This window comes from Endozoicomonas sp. NE40 (assembly GCF_040549045.1).
GTDB lineage: Bacteria > Pseudomonadota > Gammaproteobacteria > Pseudomonadales > Endozoicomonadaceae > Endozoicomonas_A > Endozoicomonas_A lisbonensis.
In genome coordinates this window covers 4,498,515-4,519,426 of sequence record NZ_JBEWTB010000002.1, presented here as the reverse complement: position 1 = coordinate 4,519,426, position 20,912 = coordinate 4,498,515, and the positions used below count along the sequence as shown (strand labels likewise).

14 protein-coding genes and 8 tRNA genes are annotated in these 20,912 nt (G+C 47.7%); 7 read left to right on the top strand and 15 right to left on the bottom strand.

Annotated features, from left to right (window positions below; all coding sequences use genetic code 11):
• Positions 1 to 31 precede the first annotated feature (31 nt).
• The 4 genes from V5J35_RS21435 to tnpA form a co-directional block, all read right to left on the bottom strand.
• Positions 32 to 1,537, bottom strand: a complete 1,506-nt coding sequence (locus tag V5J35_RS21435; protein ID WP_354009088.1) for an AAA family ATPase — start codon at positions 1,535 to 1,537, stop codon at positions 32 to 34.
• A gap of 87 nt (positions 1,538 to 1,624) precedes the next feature.
• On the bottom strand, positions 1,625 to 2,524 hold the full coding sequence (locus V5J35_RS21430; RefSeq protein WP_354009087.1) for a DMT family transporter: 900 nt from the start codon (positions 2,522 to 2,524) through the stop codon (positions 1,625 to 1,627).
• 28 nt (positions 2,525 to 2,552) lie between these two features.
• Positions 2,553 to 2,903 (bottom strand): IS66 family insertion sequence element accessory protein TnpB, encoded by a 351-nt coding sequence (gene tnpB / locus V5J35_RS21425; protein WP_354009086.1) that lies wholly within the window; start codon positions 2,901 to 2,903, stop codon positions 2,553 to 2,555.
• Complete coding sequence (gene tnpA, locus V5J35_RS21420; protein WP_354009085.1) at positions 2,900 to 3,199, bottom strand: IS66 family insertion sequence element accessory protein TnpA; 300 nt, start codon at positions 3,197 to 3,199, stop codon at positions 2,900 to 2,902. Before tnpA ends, tnpB begins: the two co-directional genes overlap by 4 nt.
• 495 nt (positions 3,200 to 3,694) lie before the next feature.
• Between tnpA and V5J35_RS21415 the strand changes: the two genes are divergently transcribed.
• Both V5J35_RS21415 and V5J35_RS21410 read left to right on the top strand, forming a co-directional pair.
• Positions 3,695 to 4,480, top strand: coding sequence for a type IV toxin-antitoxin system AbiEi family antitoxin domain-containing protein (locus V5J35_RS21415; protein WP_354009084.1), 786 nt, complete (start codon positions 3,695 to 3,697; stop codon positions 4,478 to 4,480).
• A complete protein-coding gene (locus V5J35_RS21410; protein ID WP_472924772.1) occupies positions 4,480 to 4,626 on the top strand; it encodes a hypothetical protein in 147 nt (48 codons plus the stop codon). The genes V5J35_RS21415 and V5J35_RS21410 overlap by 1 nt, the downstream gene beginning before the upstream one ends.
• An 89-nt stretch (positions 4,627 to 4,715) precedes the next feature.
• Here V5J35_RS21410 and V5J35_RS21405 read toward each other — a convergent pair whose 3' ends face one another.
• Positions 4,716 to 5,255 carry a hypothetical protein gene (locus tag V5J35_RS21405; RefSeq protein WP_354009083.1) on the bottom strand — a complete coding sequence of 180 codons (540 nt, stop codon included), beginning with the start codon at positions 5,253 to 5,255 and terminating at the stop codon, positions 4,716 to 4,718.
• Positions 5,256 to 5,359: 104 nt separating this feature from the next.
• Between V5J35_RS21405 and recD2 the strand changes: the two genes are divergently transcribed.
• From recD2 to V5J35_RS21390, 3 genes are all read left to right on the top strand, one after another.
• Entirely contained in the window at positions 5,360 to 7,591 is a 2,232-nt protein-coding gene (gene recD2, locus V5J35_RS21400) for an SF1B family DNA helicase RecD2 (protein WP_354009082.1), read from the top strand.
• 260 nt (positions 7,592 to 7,851) lie between these two features.
• Positions 7,852 to 9,411, top strand: a complete 1,560-nt coding sequence (locus V5J35_RS21395; protein ID WP_354009081.1) for an F-box/WD repeat-containing protein — start codon at positions 7,852 to 7,854, stop codon at positions 9,409 to 9,411.
• Positions 9,412 to 9,988: 577 nt separating this feature from the next.
• Entirely contained in the window at positions 9,989 to 10,390 is a 402-nt protein-coding gene (locus V5J35_RS21390) for a hypothetical protein (RefSeq protein WP_354009080.1), read from the top strand.
• Between the two features lie 20 nt (positions 10,391 to 10,410).
• Here the strand turns inward: V5J35_RS21390 and V5J35_RS21385 are convergent, their stop codons facing one another.
• The 8 genes from V5J35_RS21385 to V5J35_RS21350 form a co-directional block, all read right to left on the bottom strand.
• Positions 10,411 to 13,338 (bottom strand): hypothetical protein, encoded by a 2,928-nt coding sequence (locus tag V5J35_RS21385; protein ID WP_354009079.1) that lies wholly within the window; start codon positions 13,336 to 13,338, stop codon positions 10,411 to 10,413.
• Positions 13,339 to 13,606: 268 nt separating this feature from the next.
• A tRNA-Arg gene (locus V5J35_RS21380) sits at positions 13,607 to 13,683 on the bottom strand.
• Positions 13,684 to 13,706: 23 nt separating this feature from the next.
• Positions 13,707 to 13,799: transfer RNA gene (locus V5J35_RS21375), tRNA-Ser, on the bottom strand.
• Positions 13,800 to 13,823: 24 nt separating this feature from the next.
• Positions 13,824 to 13,900, bottom strand: a tRNA-Arg gene (locus tag V5J35_RS21370).
• A gap of 23 nt (positions 13,901 to 13,923) precedes the next feature.
• Positions 13,924 to 14,016, bottom strand: a tRNA-Ser gene (locus V5J35_RS21365).
• Positions 14,017 to 14,088: 72 nt separating this feature from the next.
• Positions 14,089 to 14,165, bottom strand: a tRNA-Arg gene (locus V5J35_RS21360).
• A 38-nt stretch (positions 14,166 to 14,203) separates the two neighbouring features.
• A tRNA-Arg gene (locus tag V5J35_RS21355) sits at positions 14,204 to 14,280 on the bottom strand.
• Positions 14,281 to 14,509: 229 nt separating this feature from the next.
• A complete protein-coding gene (locus tag V5J35_RS21350) occupies positions 14,510 to 18,949 on the bottom strand; it encodes an autotransporter domain-containing protein (RefSeq protein WP_354009078.1) in 4,440 nt (1,479 codons plus the stop codon).
• Between the two features lie 465 nt (positions 18,950 to 19,414).
• Here V5J35_RS21350 and V5J35_RS21345 point away from each other — a divergent pair, with 465 nt between their 5' ends.
• Positions 19,415 to 20,113 carry a hypothetical protein gene (locus tag V5J35_RS21345; RefSeq protein WP_354009077.1) on the top strand — a complete coding sequence of 233 codons (699 nt, stop codon included), beginning with the start codon at positions 19,415 to 19,417 and terminating at the stop codon, positions 20,111 to 20,113.
• A gap of 15 nt (positions 20,114 to 20,128) precedes the next feature.
• Here the strand turns inward: V5J35_RS21345 and V5J35_RS21340 are convergent.
• Positions 20,129 to 20,205, bottom strand: a tRNA-Arg gene (locus V5J35_RS21340).
• Between the two features lie 23 nt (positions 20,206 to 20,228).
• Positions 20,229 to 20,318 (bottom strand) — tRNA-Ser (locus V5J35_RS21335).
• A 242-nt stretch (positions 20,319 to 20,560) separates the two neighbouring features.
• Here V5J35_RS21335 and V5J35_RS21330 point away from each other — a divergent pair.
• A complete protein-coding gene (locus V5J35_RS21330; RefSeq protein WP_354009076.1) occupies positions 20,561 to 20,911 on the top strand; it encodes a hypothetical protein in 351 nt (116 codons plus the stop codon).
• Position 20,912: the final 1 nt, after the last annotated feature.

The following is a 20,912-nucleotide window of genomic DNA, read 5'->3' as shown; positions in this document are numbered from 1 at the left end:
CAGAAAATGACAATTAACCATCACGCTCTGGTCAACGACGATCAACGAGTTTCATCTCAAACAGCTGGTCAATAAACTTCTCCAGAGAACGAAGGCCTTTATCACGATTATTCTCATAGATAAAATCATCTATTTTTTTCAAGTCGTCCGAAGAGAGCTTAAATCCTGACATACTACCTCCCGCGGAGCTATAAGCTTTTTCCAGTTTTGGAACTATGGAGTCACGGGCAATTCTGATTTTAGCCTTGCTATCAAAACCCGGGAACTGAAGGATTCTAATGCGGGAAATCAGTGCTTCCAGCTCCGGTTTTTTTTCAGCCAGTCGTTTCATGTCTGTATTACCGGCAAGAATGATGGTTTCAGGGAGATCAATATCAGCCTTCAGGTAAGGAGAAGAAAAGTGCGTGGTGGTCGGATCGAGCAGGTTCAACATAAAAATAAGCACCTCTTTTGATCGCGTGTCATCAGCAGTCAAGAGGCGATCAAACTCATCAATCAGCAATATTTGATTCTTGTCATTAATATCATTGCTTGACGTTGTACTGCTGACAATGGCATCCAGTAAACGACCCGCCCTGCCATCAGAATCTTCAAACGGGGTTCCGATGATATCTTTTATGCTGGCACCTTCGAGATTGACTCGTATACATTTTGCTCCCAATACCTCTGCGAGCTTGTGTGAGGCAAATGTTTTACCCGTACCCGGGCGACCCTGAAAATAGATAACGTAACGCTTATCCGGCCTGGAGGGCATTTTTTGCTTCATGATCGCTGACCGGGCAAAACGGTCAAGACGTTCCGCTACTGGCTCAGGAAAATTCTTTAAAGCTGCTTCAGCGGTTTCTTTGGAGTATTGCTGTTCTGTTTTGACAAGCGGCAGACGCAAGACTTTATCCAGCATCTTTCGTAATCGCTGATAACCCTCGGAGCTGGGGTGTTGCCAGTAGGCATAAAACAGTTCATTTTCTATGTAAGCCTGCATACTACCGGGCAGTAGATTTTTTTTGCTGCCATATTGAATGATCAGGTCTGCTTCATGTAACTGAGGGGGATGGAGAAAATAATAGCCCTGAATAGCCAGATCTTTTAAACAAATTAAACCGTAATACCCAGCTCCCCAACCAAGTGCCAGTGCCGAAGTGAAAAGAGTAACCTCATCGGCCTGATTGAAATGCTTACTTGCACGAATGAATAAAGCAGCAATCAGAGCCGCTGCAGCGGTTGGTTTACCATAAGTAATGGCCTCGTTCATGGGATATTCCTGACAAATATCTTTCAGCTGCTGACGGGTTTGCTGCCTGTAATAGTCGACCTGCTCCTTTACAGTCAGCCCACTGGTCGATGGGGCAACAGAAATACGATCAAAAAAATGCTCCCTTGCCATGTATTGCCGAATGTATTGCGTTTCCGTTTCCAAATCGGTAAACAACATCCCGGATGATCTGGCAGATGCTGAGTACATTCCCAGCATTGATGTTGTTATAAGGGCGACTATCAATACAAAAGGCGAACCAGATAGTCGATAAAATAAAGACATTGTAATCCCCCGCTTCAGATCAGTGAGATTAGAATGTAGCAAGGTTTTCTAAAACTGCCTCCGAACCCATGGGGCACCCTGTTAATTTCAGCGTTTGCCGGATAACCACAGCCCTGCAAAAATAAATCCGGCACCCAAAAAATGATAGGTTTGCAAACCTTCTCCCAGAACAGGTATGGCAATAAGTGCAGAAAATACAGGAATCAGGAAGTTGAACATGGACGCCTGATTAGCACCTAAAATGCTTACCCCGTAATTCCACGACAGAAAAGCGACAATCGACGCAAATACAGTAACATAGGCCAGAAGACAGACCGTAGAAGCCTTCATTTCAAAGCCACCCTGTGTCAGGAACTCCCACAGATAAAACGGCGCAATAAATAAAATCCCAATACCGACACAAACCGTTAAAAGAACGTGACCACTCAGAGGAATCGCAAATCGCCTGAGCAAGACGGTATACAATGCCCAGATGACCACTGCCAGCAACATGATCATATCGCCCCGGCCAAAATCCAGAGCCAGCAGAACATTGACGTCGCCTTTGGAAAAAATAGCTAAAAGCCCAACGGCGGCTACCAGCAGACCTGCACTCTGCGCTTTTTTCGGATAGACCCCGAGAAGCGGAATACTCAGAACAATGCAGATAAACGGCAGCCCGACCTGAATCAAAGCCACGTTAACGGCCTGAATACTCTGCGCAGCGAGATACAACAGGGTGTTAAAGGCGGAAACACTGGTTATCGCCAGTACCACCAGCTTGCCTTTATGCTTAAAAATGATGTCTCTTTCCTTCGACACCTGTCTTGCAGTGAACGGAATCAGAAGACAGAAGACAAGAGCCCAACGCCAGAAAGAAAGGGTTAACGGGGGAATTTCTCCAATACTCAGGCGAGCCGCAACGCTATTACCTCCCCAGCACAGTGTCGCAAGGGCTAACCCGAGAGCAGCCAACAGTCTCTGCCTGACCGCGATATCCGTTATCATTCTGATTTTTCCACTGAAGACAAGCATGTTAGAGTAAAGTCGTATATTCCAGTGTTGGGTGAGGTGCTTTGGGGCGAATGTCATAACCATCCAGAAGCTGGTTGAGCAGGCCTCCATCGATCGCTTCGGGTGCTTCATTCCCCGGCCATTTAAAGCGGAATTTCTCCAGTCGCTTATACCAGAGCACAAAGCCATTACGCTCCCAACACAACAGCTTGATCTTGTCCCGCTTGCGATTACAGAAGACGTAGACCGTCTGATTAAATGGTGATTGTCCGGCTTGTTGTTCGACTAAAGTCGCCAGCCCGTCGATGGATTTGCGCATATCAACGTACTCAGCGTAGAGATAGACAGCCACCTCATCTTCCGGGCGGATCACGAGGCAGCCTGCAATGCTTTGATCAGGGCAGCAGCGTGTTCAGGAGCCGCTTCGATTCGTATGGAATCCATATAGAGGATCACCAGGGAAGGCGCAGAAGGTTCTGGCTGAACAACGCCCAGAGGGATCAATTTATTATCCGGTCTGGTGAGCAGTTTGTGCTTCCAGTAAAAAAACAGGTGCTGCTTGATGTCGTGCTTTTGACACCAGCCTGAGGCCGAGAGTCCGGACTGCTGCCAGTCGTTCATCCGCTCTTGCCAGAGTGCCTGGTTTTGTTTGCGCTCTTCAGGTTTCATGAGTTTCTCCGTTTTAAAACCTGAAGTATTAAGGGGCGTGGCTTTCTTTGGAATGTGGGGTTAATTTACCGCTTACACAGCTGCTCCACCTTATAGACATTAGTGCCCAGTCCAACCACTTCTATCCCTGACTGACCGCATCAGGACGGCAGCATCATGAGTACGATGGCCTTCAAGGGTAGAGAGCCTGTCGGTAAGCATGTGATATTCAGCCATTGCCATTTACCTCTGAATCATAGAGGTAATATGGAAAAAATATCTTTTACGTTAGTGCTTATGATGCTGGTTCCCGCTGGATTAATACAGCAAGTGCAACTGACTGAACATCGAGTTAGCATCAAACTGCTGTGAGATTTAATAGAAAGTCAGGAGTACACCAAACAAAGTAACTAAGTTTAACAAATGATATATATTAACACTTTAAGTATTACTATTGAGATTTAGACAAACCACCTTGTTTGACATAAACTACAAATTAACACCACAGGTATTAATATGTCATCCAAGTTAAACTGGCTAATTAACCATACCTCTCCTGGCTCTCTGGTGCTTCAGCAGTGGCTAACGAAACACGGTATTCGCTATTCTTTGGCACAGAAGTATACCCAGAGCGGATGGCTTAAAAGGCTCAGCTCTGGTGTCTATTACCGGCCTGAACCCAGCGGTCAGCTTCAACCTGACTGGGCAGACGCCCTACAGGCTCTCACTCAGCAACTGCAACTGCCCGTACACCTTGCAGGACTCAGTAGTTTGACCCATCAAGGACTCAGCCATTATCTGCAACTTCATTCAGAACAGGTCTGGGTAGGAGTCAAAAGCAGGCAAACCCTGCCAAAGTGGTTTCGTGAATTTTCCGGGCAGCCCTGGCTATACAGTGGCAACCACAAACTCAAGGAACTATCTGAAAAAGATTTCACTACAGTAACAGTGAAAGGAAGGGAGCTCATAGCCAGTCGCCCTGAGCTGGCTGCGTATGAAGTAGTAGATGCTATCGACAAAACAATCCGCTTCGAACATGCCGCAGAACTGTTTCAGGGGTTGGTCAACCTGAGTCCAAGAAAAGTGCAGTCACTTCTTAACCGCAGCAGTGCAGTTCAAACCAATCGCATTTTTCTATTTTTGAGCCACCACTTTAATCACCCGTGGTTTAAGCGACTCGATGAGTCACAAATAGAGCTTGGCTCTGGTAAACGTCAGGTGGTTGCTAATGGCCGATTTGACGAGCGTTACCAGATCACTGTTCCTGAGTCCCTGATAACGAAAGAAAGAAGATCCGATTGATGGATAAAACATCCATTTATTACCAGCAGGTTTCCCTGTTAATCAGAATGTTGCCTGTTGTGGCTACTGAACCCGCCTTCGCCCTGAAAGGCGGACTACAAACAAGACACCGATTGGAGAACGATCATGACAAAAGCGAAGAGTGAACAGAAACCCGCTGCTAAAAAAAGGTCGTGCAACAAACAGATTGATACCTTACTGTAGCTTCTGTCACTTTGAATACTCTGCCTTGTGGTTATGCCGTTTCATTATCCGCCACAGAGATAAGGTCTGCACCGTCAAAGGTATCACCTTCAATCACCGGAAACAGGTAACAGTAAGCTACACGCCAGCGTCCTGTTTCCGTTCTGATCGATACGGACTTCTGGTTGATACGTTCAACCACTCCGGATCGCTCTTGATTTTCCTTGTCATAAAAACCAATCTGCTGTCCGATGGAAAGGTCATTAGCGGTAATCGGCTTGTTGTTACCCGGCTGGCTCACTGAGACATCAACCTCGCCAAGGTTGACCATATAATAAGGAATACGCCACCTCCGACCATCGTCAATTCGCTCAACATGAAGAAGAGAGCGACCGAACTTGGTTACTCTGGCTTCATATTCGCGGTTTTCTGTCCCATCGAAGTATCGAATCACCTGCCCTGTCCTGACCTGCCGCTGAACAGCCACGATATGCTCTGGTCGCTCCATCTCCCGGTCGATGGCACAGGACAGTCGGTACAGGTCAAAGGCAGATGCCTTTTTTAACGTTTCAAGAACATCCCGATAATTCATTATTACCCCTTACAGCAGGCAAGTGTCGTTTGAATATAAAAGGTTTGTTAGTATCCGATATTAGAATCCCGGATACTATAGCAAACCCTTTTTACTCAAATGATATGCAAGCCCCTGAATACTCTTCTGCCACCCGCCACCATCCCCAGACTGACCATCAGCCAATTGTCCATCTACAGGGTTCGGTAGAACGAGTGACCTTTCACAGCGAAGCCTCCGGCTTTTTTGTGATCCGGGTGAAGTGCAAAGGCCAGCGGGAGCTGGTGACCATGACCGGCAATACACCCTCTGTTACCCCCGGGGAGTTTGTGGATGCCTCCGGCATCTGGTTTAACGACCACAAACACGGCGTGCAGTTCAAGGTCAAACAGATTAAAACCGTCACGCCGAATACGCTGGAAGGAATTGAGAAGTATCTGGGCTCGGGCATGGTGAAGGGCATTGGTCCCCACTTTGCCAAACGGCTGGTGAAAGCCTTTGGCGAACAGGTGTTTGATATTATCGAGGAAAACCCTGAACGCCTGATGGAGCTGGAAGGCATCGGTAAAAAACGGCGGGAGAAAATCACCTCCGCCTGGTCGGAACAGAAAATCATCCGGGAAATCATGGTATTTCTGCAATCCCACGGTGTCGGAACAGCAAGAGCAGTTCGTATCTACAAAACTTATGGCGACCAGTCCGTAGAAAAAGTGCGGGAGAATCCTTACCGGCTGGCACTGGATATTCATGGCATTGGCTTTAAAACCGCAGACCAGCTGGCGCAACAGTTAGGTATTGCCAGAGACTCTCTGATCCGGGCGCAGGCTGGTGTACGGCACGTGTTGCAGGAACTGTCCGGCGATGGTCATTGCGCCTGGCCTTATCAGGCGCTGATCTCAGATGCAGTAGAACTGTTGGAAATCCCTGAGAATACGATTCGTGAAGCCATTCAGTGTGAAATCAACGAAGAGCGATTAACCCCTGAAACCATCCACGAGCAGCCCTGCCTGTTCCTGACACCACTGCATCGGGCTGAACAGGGGGTTGCCAACCACATAAACCGCTTGCTGGGCGGCAAATCGTTCTGGGTTGATATTGATCTGGAAAAAGCCATTCCCCGGGTAGAGGCCAAAAACGATATTGGGCTGTCCGGTTCACAAAAGGCGGCCGTGGAGCAGGCGGTTCGCAGCAAAGTCTGTATTATCACCGGTGGCCCGGGCGTGGGTAAAACCACCACCGTCAACAGCATCCTGAAAATCATTCAGGCAAAGCGCGCCCGTGTAACACTGTGCGCCCCGACCGGAAGGGCGGCCAAGCGTCTATCAGAATCCACAGGACAGGAAGCCACCACCATTCATCGTCTGCTGGACTTTGACCCATCTGCCTTTGATTTCAAGCGTAACGCCGATAACCCGCTGGAAACCGATCTGCTGATCGTCGATGAATGCTCCATGGTAGACGTGGTGTTGATGAACCAGCTGTTGCGTGCAGTGCCGGATAACAGTGCCGTGTTATTGGTAGGTGACGTGGATCAGTTACCCTCTGTAGGACCCGGCTCGGTACTGCGTGACCTGATTGAATCCGGCAAAGTGCCTGTGGCGAGGCTGACCGAAATCTTCCGTCAGGCCGCTACGTCAAAAATCACTACCGGCGCCCATGCCATCAACAGAGGCCAGCCTCCAAAGCCAGCTAAAAATGATGAAGACACTGACTTCTATTATCTGACTGGCAATGAACCTGAAGAACTGTTCCAGAAGCTTATGGCGGTGGTCACCCGTCGTCTGCCACAGAAGTTCGGTTTTGATCCGGTCAATGATATTCAGGTATTAGCGCCCATGAACCGTGGCGGTCTCGGAGCCCGCAGCCTGAACGTTGCCCTGCAGGAAGCCCTGAATCCCGATGCCCACCCGAAAGTCACCCGCTACGGCTGGACCTACGCCCCCGGCGACAAAGTCATTCAGACCGTCAATAACTACGACAAAGAGGTGTTTAATGGCGACATTGGTCGGGTCATCAGTATCGACATAGAAGAAGGCGAGCTGATGATCCGTTTTGACGGGCGGGAAGTGCTGTACCAGGTCAATGAGCTGGATGAAGTCTCTCTCGCCTACGCCACCACCATCCATAAAAGCCAGGGTTCGGAATACCCCTGTGTCGTGATTCCCATGGCGATGCAACATTACACACTGCTGGAAAGAAACTTGCTCTATACTGGCGTTACCCGTGGCAAGCAGCTCGTGGTGCTACTGGGACAACCCAAAGCAGTGAGCATGGCGGCCCGGGCTGTAAAATCGACACGCCGGGTGACCAATCTTCAGGCTCGCCTTAGAACTTCTAAAGAAAAAAATGAAGAATAACGAACGAGAGAAGAACTGGCCTATGCAATAGTGCAAAAGAGGTTGAAAAACCCTCCCCGTCAGTGATTAGCCAGCGATAGCAGAAGAACGGTTAGCCAGCTGAACCCATTGCACGAGGCCCTCAACCTGTTACCCATGCTTTGTTATGTGTTCTTACCGGTTTGTCATCGGGTATCAGGGGGTTTCATACCCTGTCTGAAACTAAACAGTTCCCGGAAGGTCAAAAGTGCAAACATTCAAGACATTTCAAGGATGATTCAATGATTGAAGGACAACACCCGGGCGTATCACCCAGTGACAGGCCATCCACCAGCTCTACAGCCGTTCCTGTTTCAGAAAAAACAGAAAAAAACAGAAAAAAAGCCAGATGGCAACCCTGCACTCCAGAAAGAAAGTGGCTGAGAGGTTCCTCCGGGCGTCTCGAAAGACCTGTTGAAAGAACTTTTGATACGGGTATAACAAACCTGCCAGATGAACTGCTTTTAAAAATTTTTTCCGGCTCGAACATAAGCACTATCAATGCTTGCAAGTATGTCAATAAAAGATGGAACGATCTGATTGCTAAACATCACTTATCGGATTCCCCTTTCAGTGAGCATCTCAATTATGACCTTGTTGCGCAAACAGCTGATGCCTACCGTTCATTCACCAGAGGCTGGTTAAGAGACTTTGGCAGTAGAGGAAAACAATTAGCGGAAGAGTTAGACAGGCTTTCAGGGGCTAAACACTTTCCTGAGATGTTATTTTTTGCCATTGCCGAAGTATTAGCCAAGACAGAGCTTTTCACCTGTGAAAATGTATTCACCGCCCGGCATGATGATTCTGTAATGAGTGCCAGCCTCAGCCTCGATGGCAATCACCTTGTGACAGCCTCTGATGATACTACCGCCAAAATCTGGGAGCGTATTGACAGTCAATGGCAGGAAAAAGCCACAATCGAGCACGGTTCAGAGGTGAACAGTGCCTGCTTCAGCCCCGATGGACGCCACCTTGTGACAACCTCTGATGATCACACCGCCAGAATCTGGGGGCTTGTTGATGACCAATGGCAGGAAAAAACCATAATCCTGCACAATGAAGAAGTGAACAGTGCCTGCTTCAGCCCCGATGGACGCTACCTTGTGACGGCCTCTGATGATAACACCGCTAAAATCTGGGAGCTTGTTGACGACCAGTGGCAGGAAACAGCCACAATCCCCCATGAAAAGCGAGTGAGCTATGCCAGTTTCAGCCCCGATGGACGCCACATTGTGACTGCCTCTGATGATCACACCGTCAAAATCTGGGGACTTGTTAACGGCCAATGGCAGGAAGAAGTCATCATCCAGCATGATTCCGAGGTGAACCATGCCTGCTTCAGCCCCGATGGACGCCACCTTGTGACAAGCTCCCGGGATAACACCGCCAGAATCCGGGAGTTTGTTGACGGCAAATGGCAGGAAATAACCACCATCCAGCATAATAAAAATGTGAACAATGCCAGCTTCAGCCCCAATGGACGTCACCTTGTGACAGCCTCTGATGATCACACCGCCAAAATCTGTAGTTTTGTTGGTGGCCAATGGCAGGAAAAAGCCACAATCCAGCATAATGACCTGGTGCACAGTGCCAGCTTCAGCCCCGATGGACGTCATCTTGTGACAGCCTCTAATGATAAAACCAACAAACTCTGGGGGCTTGTTGATGACACATGGCAGGAAAAAGCCACCATCCAGCATAATGAGTGGGTGTATGATGCCAGCTTCAGCAACGAGGGACATCACCTTGTGACAGCCTCTGCTGATGGAACCGCTAAAATCTGGGTGGTCAGAAACAGATGATGAGGTTGCCCGGGCATTGAGCAGGCATTAACCGTTGGCTTTGCAAGCCGAAATCAGGAACTTTTTACTGAGGCAATAATCTTAGCTATTAAACGTCTAAACCCTAATGGGGGTGAGGTAATGACACCACTCAATAATGCGACGGCTCAATCTCAGGCCACCCATCTGCAAGCTGAAAGTACAGCCCAACCGATACCCGACAATATGACAGGTTCATTCAAACTTTACCGACATGTAATGAATTTTGGTGATTATATGCTTCAGTTCGGTTCTCTACTGACAGCTGGCTACCGATCAGTGATCAGGAAGATTTCTGATAATGACGAGAGACCAATATCTGAGAGGCTTGTTTAGTTTTAAAACAGCCTCTTAGCGTTACCAATAGGGACTTCCGTTAAATTTGATATGCTTTTGCCAAATTCTGATTCGTATCTATTGCAATGAGCTATGTACTTTAAAGCAATAACCGCTTGAGAGATCCGGCAGTGCTGCCATTAAACAGGCAGTCCGCTGGCCCGGATCTGCCATGAGCCTGTCATTGGGCTTATACTCTTTTTCTCTCACAAAGGAGTTGAAAATGATCAGACTCATTCAAGTACATACTTTCATTCTGCTTATCAGCGTATTTTGCACTTTGCCTGTTTATGGGTATTGCCCCAATTGTAATAGCGAGCAATGCCTTTGTGACGGTTTAGTTGAGGGAAGCATTCTGGAATGGTTGGCAACACATCCTTACCAGGATGTTGAGAACCGAATCTATCTGGCTTTGCTCGAACCTATGCCTGAAAATCAACTGCGTTCTTTGTTAGCAACAATGAGAAAATACCTGGACATCCTCGAAAAAGATAATCCAGCCACTGAATTACTTGATGGTTTGTTAGCCTTATCCCTTGAAAAGCTGAAAAGTATTCAAGTTGATTTTCAGACCGATGCTATGATCAGAGGTTTTGTGTATGAAGACTTTAAAGCCATAGAATAACGGCTTGCTACAAGAACGGTTCAATCATCAGGCTCTTCTTTTGATATCAGCGGTTCACCCTCTTTCGTGTCATCGTCATCTGGCTCTGGTTTTGGCGATGATTCCGGTTTTTCTTCAACAGCGGTCACTATAAAGGCTTTTGGTTGATGACTTTGTCCTTCCTGTGTCGTTTTCTTTGCCTCGCCAACGGGTGTTAACGGTATACCCTGCAAATTCCCCTGTTCCTCCGGGGGGGCCGGAGTATAACCACAGGCTCCCTGCTCAGAGGAACAGGCAGCTTCCGGACTGTCTTCATCTTCAGGTTGCTGAGGTGTAAACAGGTCATCCCTGACAGGCATTCGCGCCCCATCACCACCCGATACGAAATGAGTCGCCGTTCCGTCCCTGTTAGCATTCAGCCGCGCCCGGTTCAGAATCGACTCCAGCTGTTCATAGTCTCTGCCTATGACACCCTGAAGCCAGAGAGCACGCCCCCACTGGGTGCTGATACCTGCCTCTTCCAGCTTGTCCAGAAGTGCCTGCATGAAGCTCTCTACAGTCATTCCATCCTGGTACTCAACGTTACTGACAGCGTCATTAAAACTCTGCTCCAGTCGGTGGGTTTCCCCTCGAAATATATGTTCGGCTATCACCTGTTCGCGCAGCAAAGCAACAGCCGACTCAAAATACATCGATTTAGCCGTATCAGCAGCCGGAATAACCAGATAACTTAACGGGTTGTTGCCATAGCGATCCATAAATGACATTAACGTCGTAAAAATACCGACACCCGCTCGTACATAAAGGGGACGCCGGATATCTTCAACGGCCTGGCGTGTTTCAGCAGTGGCTGGACTTTCTTGCGTGACAATGTGATTGACGGCCTGATGCTGCCGGTAAAGAAGCAGGCCAACAAAAACGTTAGCAGCCCAGGCACCCATTCGAAGTGCATCAAGGTAGTCTGCCCTCGGAAAAGCCAGATTATAGGCACCGGAGGAAGCGGCAGTAGACAGCAAGTTGTTTTGGTTTGGCTGAAAGTCAGAAAAATGTCCCAACAGGCGAAAAGTAGCTTCTAAGCCACCTGTAAACAGAATGAATAGTTTAATATCAGTCCACCGCAGAAGGGGTGGCTGTCCTGTCAGGCTATCGTTATTCAAAGTGGTACTATCCTGACCTCTGTCCTGACCACTGTCGGCACCTGCACTGAGCACCCTTCCGGTAGTACGAAGCAAGTACGAGGCAAAGGCAGCACCAAAAACACCATTAAAGATCTGGCACAGGCGCAGGTATTCCGGTTCTTCAGGCTTGAGCATTCCAAAGAACAGCCCCGCCATTGAGAAAGTGTCCTTCATTGAATTCAACAGGACCAGTAAAGCTATTTCCTGCCAGTGGATATTGGGCGCCATACTCAACACCCCATACGAGGAAGCAGAGTTTAGAACTGAAGCGATGAGACTGGCTCCGTTACTGAGTACGGAAAATAGTAATCCGAGAACCTCATCCGCTTCCACATCGGGTCCGAACAGGTTATCGGCGTTAAAATAAAAGTAAGAGATCAATAAAAAGCTGAAAGACGTGATGGCGGTGTGCGTTCCAAATACAGTCCTGACCCCGTGAGCGAGATTACGCGGCGCACAAAAAGCAGGCAAAAAACAGTTTGCACCCATACAACCACCGTCGTCTTTAATCTCTTTAAGCCCGGGTGGCAGACAAAATTCCCCCTCACCTATTTCCCTGAAAATTGCGGGCGTGTAACGGGCCGCTAAAATGTGCCCGTAATAGAGTGACAGTAAATCGGAAACGGTGGCCAGGTCAGTGTCTGAAAGCCTATTGGGGTGTCGTTCAATTTCAGCCAGATAAGTATTTAATAACACCGTAAAATAACTGTCCTGACGCCCTCTGCCCGAGAAGTCGGGCGTCCTCGATGCATGACTGATGGCAAGCTCTGCTCTATCGTCAAAGTTAATCAGGTCTCCTTCATTGATACCAAATCTTTCGATCATATCTTGTCGTAAGGCCTGGTAAAGCCTTCGGGGGTGACTGCTGAAACGGAGCAAATAATCCACAATGACGGAGTCCACAGAAACCCGGTCATTGATACCAAAATTCAGGACTGCATTAATCAACTGCCGGTAATAGGCTATTTGTGTCTGGGTCAGCCGGGGCGACTCACTCCGGGCAGGCTCCTGATAGTCATCAGGCACCTTTCTGTTGTTCTGTTTTTCCGGATCATCATCGTCGCCACTTCCCCCGGATGAAGATGCCTGACCTGTAGGGACAGGCGTAACAGAGAAAACTCTGGTACTGGTACCGGACGCACCCGAAGCAGTTGATGGTTGTGAATTGCCTTCACTGGAAGTCTTTTTGCTACTTTCACCCTGCTTTCCCGGTGCATGAGTCCTGTGATAAGTCGCCTTTCCATCTCTGGCAATAGTGACCAGCTCCCCATCCATTATGATTCGGGTAGCCCCACTGGACTCTTCGAGAACCGGGGGAAAATAAACGCTGTGCGATGTATAGGGCTGATAACTCTTGTGATCTTCATTAACGTTAATGAAGCCTGATTCACAATGCCCGGAGGGTTGGGCTAAACAAAGAACCGCCTGCTGAACATGCCCGGTAAATTCAGCACTGACCATCCTTGCCACATTAACAGACGCATTCAGCGGGTCATACTGGACATACCCTAACTGGATTTCGCCAGCACTGGTATCGTGTACACCGACAGCGACTTTCTGGTCAACAGACTGATAAAAGGCGCGACAGACCTCCTTACCTTCCTGATAATAAATCGCTAAATAATCGTCATTGCTGAACTGGGTTATGGTGGCCAGATCAAAACCATTGGCATCACGGGCATCGACCTTAAAGAAAGCGACCAGCGAACTCTCTGAGTTTTGAGTGGTTTCTGCTGACGGCAGTCCCAAATTCGAGCCGTATAACCCTACATCATGGCCTGTTCCACCCATGGAATACCTGGCCCAGACCATTAAAACGAGAAAACAAAATACAAGCGCTCGACCTTTCCAAAAACGAAGCATTGGCGAAGGACTCCCGAAAGACTTTTTATTTTTAATAAGGATTTTTCTGGAACCCGGAAAAGTTTAGAGCATATCAAGAGCTGTGCCGTTTTCTTTTTTTACCGCCCTCTTTTCTGTCGTATTGCGGGTTCGACAGAAGACTTTCACCTACACAAACGACAAAAGCCCTGCTAATGGCTTAGCAGGGCTTTTAATATGGCGCGCTCGGGAGGATTCGAACCTCCGACCGCCTGGTTCGTAGCCAGGTACTCTATCCAGCTGAGCTACGAGCGCGCAAAACTTTTTATCAAATTGTATGGCGGTGAGGGAGGGATTCGAACCCTCGATACGGCTACAAACCGTATACTCCCTTAGCAGGGGAGCGCCTTCAGCCTCTCGGCCACCTCACCGTCAAGACCTTCTCTGGTCAAATATGGCGCGCTCGGGAGGATTCGAACCTCCGACCGCCTGGTTCGTAGCCAGGTACTCTATCCAGCTGAGCTACGAGCGCGCAAAACTTTCTATCAAACTGTATGGCGGTGAGGGAGGGATTCGAACCCTCGATACGGCTACAAACCGTATACTCCCTTAGCAGGGGAGCGCCTTCAGCCTCTCGGCCACCTCACCAGTCGGCAACTGAATACTAACAACAATTGTCGTTGACTTTCAAACACTTGTTTAACCATTTAATTAATAAAATGGCGCGTCCGGGAGGATTCGAACCTCCGACCGCCTGGTTCGTAGCCAGGTACTCTATCCAGCTGAGCTACGGACGCAGTGTTTGCGTATGAGAGCATCTCATATTGTGTTAACTTGGCGCGCTCGGGAGGATTCGAACCTCCGACCGCCTGGTTCGTAGCCAGGTACTCTATCCAGCTGAGCTACGAGCGCCCTGCGTCAACGGAGGCGAACTATAGAGATTCCACCGGAACGAGTCAACGATTATTGTTCTAATCATCTGATTTTTATCGAAAATATTGATCCCTCAGAATATCCGGCCTTCCCACCTATTATTAACACCATAAAAAAAAGCCCTGCAAAAGCAGGGCAAGAAGTTCAGGTCTTGTTACAGACACTGGTGGTTAAAATCATGTCTGGCCATAAACGGACCAACTCTAAATCAGAAGTCGTAACGAACGCTGGCTACAATGCCGTGAGCAGTGTAGTCACCCTGCCAGTTGTAATCGTAGTTCAGACCCAGAGACAGGTTGTTGTTCATTTCATACTTCAGACCAACACCTGCCAGAACACGGTTCTCCTCACGATCTCTACCACTAACATGATAAGTTCTGCCACCATTCAGGAATGTACCCTGCACTTCAGGCTTCTTATCTTTAAAGTCGTGGTAACCCATCAGAGTAAACTCAGGCTTCAGCATGCCGTTAGCAACGTCATAATCAGCCATTAACTTCAAACCTGCTCCCAGCTCCATAACTTCAAAGTCATCCAGCTTCACTGATTGCGCAAACACACCATGTTGCTGCTTTTCCTTGAAGTCATCGAATTTAACTTTCACATAGTTAAATTCGATTTGAGGCTGAATCAGCCACTGGTTGAGCTGGTAGTTGTATCCACCGACCAGACGAGCACCCAGGGTGTCACTCTTGGTATCAGATTTATAAGTACCCTGACTCGTCTTCCGCTTCATGTCGATACTGCCGCGTCCGTAACTCCACATGGTATCGAAGAAGTAATTTTCCATGGTCCAGCCAGTATAAAGAGTACCCATAAAGGTATCACCGCTGGCGTCACGGCCGGATTTATTGGTTTCTGTTTTCACATCACCGTATGTAAAGGCAAAACCAACTGTCAACTGGTCATTAAGCAGCGCATCAAGGCCAAGGTTAATACCATTCACTTTGTTCTCGAATCCACGGACACCACTCTTGTCATCCATTTCACCGTCACTGTAAAAGTACTCACCCCAGACGCCTTTTGATTCAAACATATCACCAGTTGCGATTCCGGTACGATGTCGGTTCAGATGACGACTGATGGACTGATTAGCCTTCTGAGTAACCGTTACCGCAGCCATGCCCATACCTACATGTGGATCCCACTGGTTCTCTGAAGCAGCTCTCTGGTAGCCATCTTTCTGAATAGCATTAAACATTGCTCTACCGGTTTCTCCACCGGCTTCCAGAGAAGACAATAAGGCTGCAGACGCTACATCAGCATCATTGCTGTTCATATTCCATACAGAACGGAAAGCATTTCGTGGATCAGTGTTAAATGTCAACCTGACTTTGTACGAGCCAGGAGACGGTAGAGGAGAAGCTTCAGGAGCAGAGGCCACATTCAGCAGTGGGTATTCGCTGACAGGTGCCTCAAAACTTCCTTGAACAGATTGATAGTTGACAATCGTCATATCAGCAAAAGCTTTTGGATCCTCTTTAGCCTTTTCGTACAACGCTTTCGTTTTATCATAAGACGCCTCATCAGTCAGATTCTGAGGTCGTATATGAACCTTGTTGCCACCTTCAAGTTTCAGCACGCCTGCACCATAATCAGGGGTACCATCTTCAATATTCAAGTAGGCAACATTCAGGTCAGCTGAAGTTGTAAAATCGTCAACGACGACAGCCAAACCACTACCTTTCTTGAAATCCACACTACCATTTACATTTACAGGCGACTGACCTTTTGCTAAATCAGGAGCTTTTGAGATAACAAAAACAGATCCACTTGTAACAGGAACATCCCCTCGAATATTAATTGGCTTAGTTTCTGTAGCCTGAACACTGCCATCGGCATTCACTTTATTCAGTTTGGTACTACCAGGCATTAAATGAACTGGACCAGAAATGGTAAATGATTTCACATTTGTGACATCACCACCCTGATAAGTACCTGACTTCATTTCTACAGTAGAGCCTTCAAAGGCTTCTTGACCTTGAGCAGGCTGGGCAATGGGGTTCAAACCCGTCAGACTACCTTCCAGCAAACCACCATCGAGAACAATGGTATGAAAGCCATTAACATCATGGATAACGGTCATTCCGTTACCAACAGTTACATCAAGCTTTTCACTACCGTAGATAGTGTTACCGTCAGAAGAATATCTGCGCAGAACAGCACCTTGTTCTAAAACCAGTTTATTGATCCGACTGTTATCAGAACCAATATGATCAGAAATCAAAGTACCTGCAACGGTTCCTTCTTCGTAGCCCTCAATGTTAGCCAGGACTTCAGATCCCTTGCCTATTTTGAAGGTATCTACTGCGTCCACTTCCACATCTTTTGTAGTCTGTTGCCCATTCTGAGTCGTTGTTTCAACAAAGGTTTTCTTCAGATTTGCGCCACGAACAGTCGTCAGGCCAACCACTTGTTGACTCTTGGCAGGCTGTGGCTGAGTTTTCGGAGCTTGATTCGAACTACCAGACGAAGCAGCCTGAGTGGCACCTTGTTGACTGCTCTGCTGAGCGGTCTGTTGAGTGGTCTGTTGAACGACGTCAACTGTAGAGTTAATCTTCGATGAACCCTCAACAACCAGATTCTGTGCCACAATTTCTGTGCCAGAAGCCATATTGATGGTAGAGTCCTTAATGGTCATATTTTCGGTACCAGCACCTCCTTTAGTAACTGCTACACCAAGACCATCAGACTTAAGGTTAGAGGAGGTAATACTAACATCCTCATGACCTTTAACCGTCACCATCCCATTCTTAACACCCTGAAAACTGGCAACTGTGCGCTTACGTGCGATGACTGGTGTTACTCCATTAGCCGCTGGCTTACCCTTTACAGCAGTGTCTTCATAAGACTTTGCGACGATAGGCAAATAGCCTTCTGTCACATTGCCAGCAGCGTCAACGGCATAACCTGCAACATTCTCTGTGTCCTTAATCGAAACCTTGGACGCATACACGCCATCTTCTGCGTGAAATTTAGAATTTTCGACAACAAAGGTATCTACCGGCTTATCTTTACCAATTGATGCCTGGTAAACATCGGAGCCTTCAGCGACAGTATAGGTACCATAAGGGTCTGCGGCTTTAGCACCCTTGGGAGTAACAAAGTGCGCACCTGGCAGTGGAGATTGTGGACTGGTTTTAAAACCATCAAGTTCCACCGTTCCTCCGGTAAATACCACGTCCGCTGAAGCAGCAGCATTGGCAGAAGAATCAAACAGCTCAGGAACATCTTTCTGGACGCGATCCATAAAGGCATTGTAAAGCTCAGGAACACGCAGATCATAGCCTTTAAGTCTGATCACCTCAGGAGCAACATCTTTTGCCTGACTTGGATCCGGAGCTTTGGGGTCTTTTATCAGGAAGATCTTCCTGAAATCGTCCTGAGACAGAGCGTCCAGTTTTTTCCGGGCTTCTGCAACTCTTGTCTGGAATTTAGCAGTATCTTCTCCTTTAGCTTGCACTGGTGAAGCATCAAGACCCACTTTTGAAGCATCAGCTGTCACACCTTCAGAGGTTCTACGCAGAGCAGCAAAGTCGACTTTTTCTGCAGGCTCAGCATTTTTTTCCTGACGAACAACTCCTGGTTTATTACCTGCAACACTCTGAGTGGCAGCCAGCAAAAAGTTATCTTTAAGTCCTAACCTGTCTTGATTAGCCTTTGCAAAGGCCACCAGATCCTGTCTGGCTTTTTTCGCATATTCCTCAGCTTTTTTGATCTTATTTTCTAAGTCTGCAACTACTTTAGGATCTGCTGATGCGGCCTTAGCACTTTGTAGCTTTTTATTTAAGTCAGCAACGTCATTATCTGCCTGTTGCAGATGATCAAACAAGGCTCTGGATGAGTACCTGATCGATTTTGTTTTGAAATCATTACCCGTTAATGCGTTGAATTTATCTTCTAGCAGTACAAGATGCTCTTTGATTTCCTGATCGTTACCCTGCTCAAAGGTAATTGGGTTGAACGACTTAGGTTGTTGCTGCCCAGTAGTTGTCTGCCCAGTAGTTGTCTGACCAGTGGTTGTCTGACCAGTAGTTGTCTGCCCAGTGGCTGTCTGCCCAGTGGCTGTCTGACCAGCGGCTGTCTGACCAGCGGCTGTCTGACCAGCGGCTGTCTGACCAGCGGCTGTCTGACCAGTGGCTGTCTGACCAGTGGCTGTCTGACCAGTGGCTGTCTGACCAGTGGTTGACTGCGTCGGGGGAACCGTAGACTGTGTCGGAGTGGCCGTGGACTGTGACGGGGTAGCCGTGGACTGTGACGGGGTAGCCGTGGACTGTGACGGGGTAGCCGTAGACTGTGTCGGGGTAGCCGTGGACTGCGACGGGGTAGCCGTGGACTGTGACGGGGTAGCCGTAGACTGTGTCGGGGTAGCCGTGGACTGTGTCGGACTGACCGTAGACTGTGACGGACTGACCGTAGACTGTGACGGACTGACCGTGGACTGCGTAGGGATAGACGACGCGTTCAACGACGGCGTTGATGAGGACGCTGACGACGTAGCGGACGTTGAGGAAGTGGACGGTGACGGATTTACCGTTGTCCCCCCTCCTGTAGTAGGTTTAGCTTGTGTAACTGTCCCATAACCACCAAATGCCGAAACTACGGCTAAAGAAAGCAGTGTTTTTTTAAACACCTGAACTTGTTTCATTATTCCAACTCCAACTTCTAGTCTGGATTTTATGCTCGTTGAATTATTTCGATTTTGAGCTCTCTCAAATGAAAAAAAGTGCCAGGCACACAGCCTGAAGGCTCGGTATCCTACAGTTGGCAGCCAGTAAACTTAAATAATATTTTCGAATTAAAAAAAGATCTGTAAATCCGTTAGCTTTTTGTAAGAAAAGAAACTTTACAAGGCCGACTAGAAAAACTATTTTGAGAAGTTTATTTAAATAAACCTTAAAAAATTCAAACAAAATAAATAATCAATGGTAATATTGTTCCAATAAAAACATTGATAACCAAAAATAAAATGCGTCATTTTTATTTATTCTTAATACTGATTTTATTTCTTTTTTCTGGCTGCCAGACAACCGATTCACTGAAAACCACCACGCAACTTACCAGACAAAAGCATCTTAACATCCGGATAATTCAAACCACAGGCTTTCCTATCATGGGTATGCAGCCAGGTTTCGGCAAGTCATCGGACATACTGAGAATTTATATCGAAGGGGATGGTAAAGCCTGGATGCGTAGTGGGCGCCCGTCTTCAAACCCAACACCAGTCAACAGACTGGTTCACAAAATCATGATTGAAGATAAAAAACGAGATATTGCGTATCTGGCCCGGCCATGCCAGTTTATTATGCAGCCAGAATGCTCTCCATATATCTGGACTTTTGGAAGGTACGACCAGAAAGTTATTGATTCAATGAACGAAGCAATTACAACACTCAAGCAACAATACGACTTTAAACAACTTGAACTGGTTGGTTACTCTGGCGGTGCTACTATCGCACTAATCATTACAGCCAAACGAAACGATGTCATCAGTGTTCGCACTATTGCAGGAAACCTTGACCCTGAATTCACCAACAGTTTTCACAAAGTCAGCCCCATGCCAACCGCCCTTAATCCAGTCAGCTTTGCCAGCAGCCTGAAACAGGTGCCACAGATTCATTTCTATGGTCAAAACGACCCAATTATCCCCAGAGAAATCAGCGATCACTATTTAAATTTTTTTGCCCATTCAACCTGCATACAAACAGAGGTTGTTGAAAAGGCCAGCCATCACGATGGATGGGCAGAGAAATGGGCAGGATTATTAACAAAAGAAGCGCAGTGTAAAACACAAAAAGCCCACATCGATTGATGTGGGCTTAGATTATGGCGCGCTCGGGAGGATTCGAACCTCCGACCGCCTGGTTCGTAGCCAGGTACTCTATCCAGCTGAGCTACGAGCGCGCAAATTTTTTTATCAAACTGTATGGCGGTGAGGGAGGGATTCGAACCCTCGATACGCGTTAACGTATACACGCTTTCCAGGCGTGCTCCTTCAGCCACTCGGACACCTCACCATTTTGTGGTTCGCCTCTGCAGCGAACGAGGCGTAATGTATAGAAACGCCGATCAGTTCGCAACCGCAAATCGTTGAAATTCGGAAAATAACTAGAAAGTCATTTTTCTGACAACCAGCTGATATCGTTAGAAAAAACGTCCGTTTTTAACTCTTCAGTCTATGGAAAGCCCGTCTTGTACAACGGTAACAACACTGATTTAATGGGCGTTCATTTTCTGAAAGGTTTCTGCCTGCTGCTCAATGAATGCCTTACCCAGTATTCCCGTTGCCCACTCTGACTCGACGCCTGCGATGCCGGAGTTTGCTCACGAGACTCTGGATCAATACGATCTTCAGCTCTGGCACTGTTTGTATGACTGCCCACTGCATACCTGGCTGTCGCAAGCCAGAATAAAAACTGGCAGAGGCACCGTTGCCATCTATTCCATTTTATTTATTGAATACCGGGACGCCAGCCGCGCCAGCCGTTATACCGAGTTCAGTTTTAGCAGCCTTCAGGAGGCACTGGCGTTTCGTGCCTGTCAGGCAGACAGAGTCGAACTCCAGGGTATCAGCCCAACAATGACCCGTCGTTATCCCATCAAAACATGAG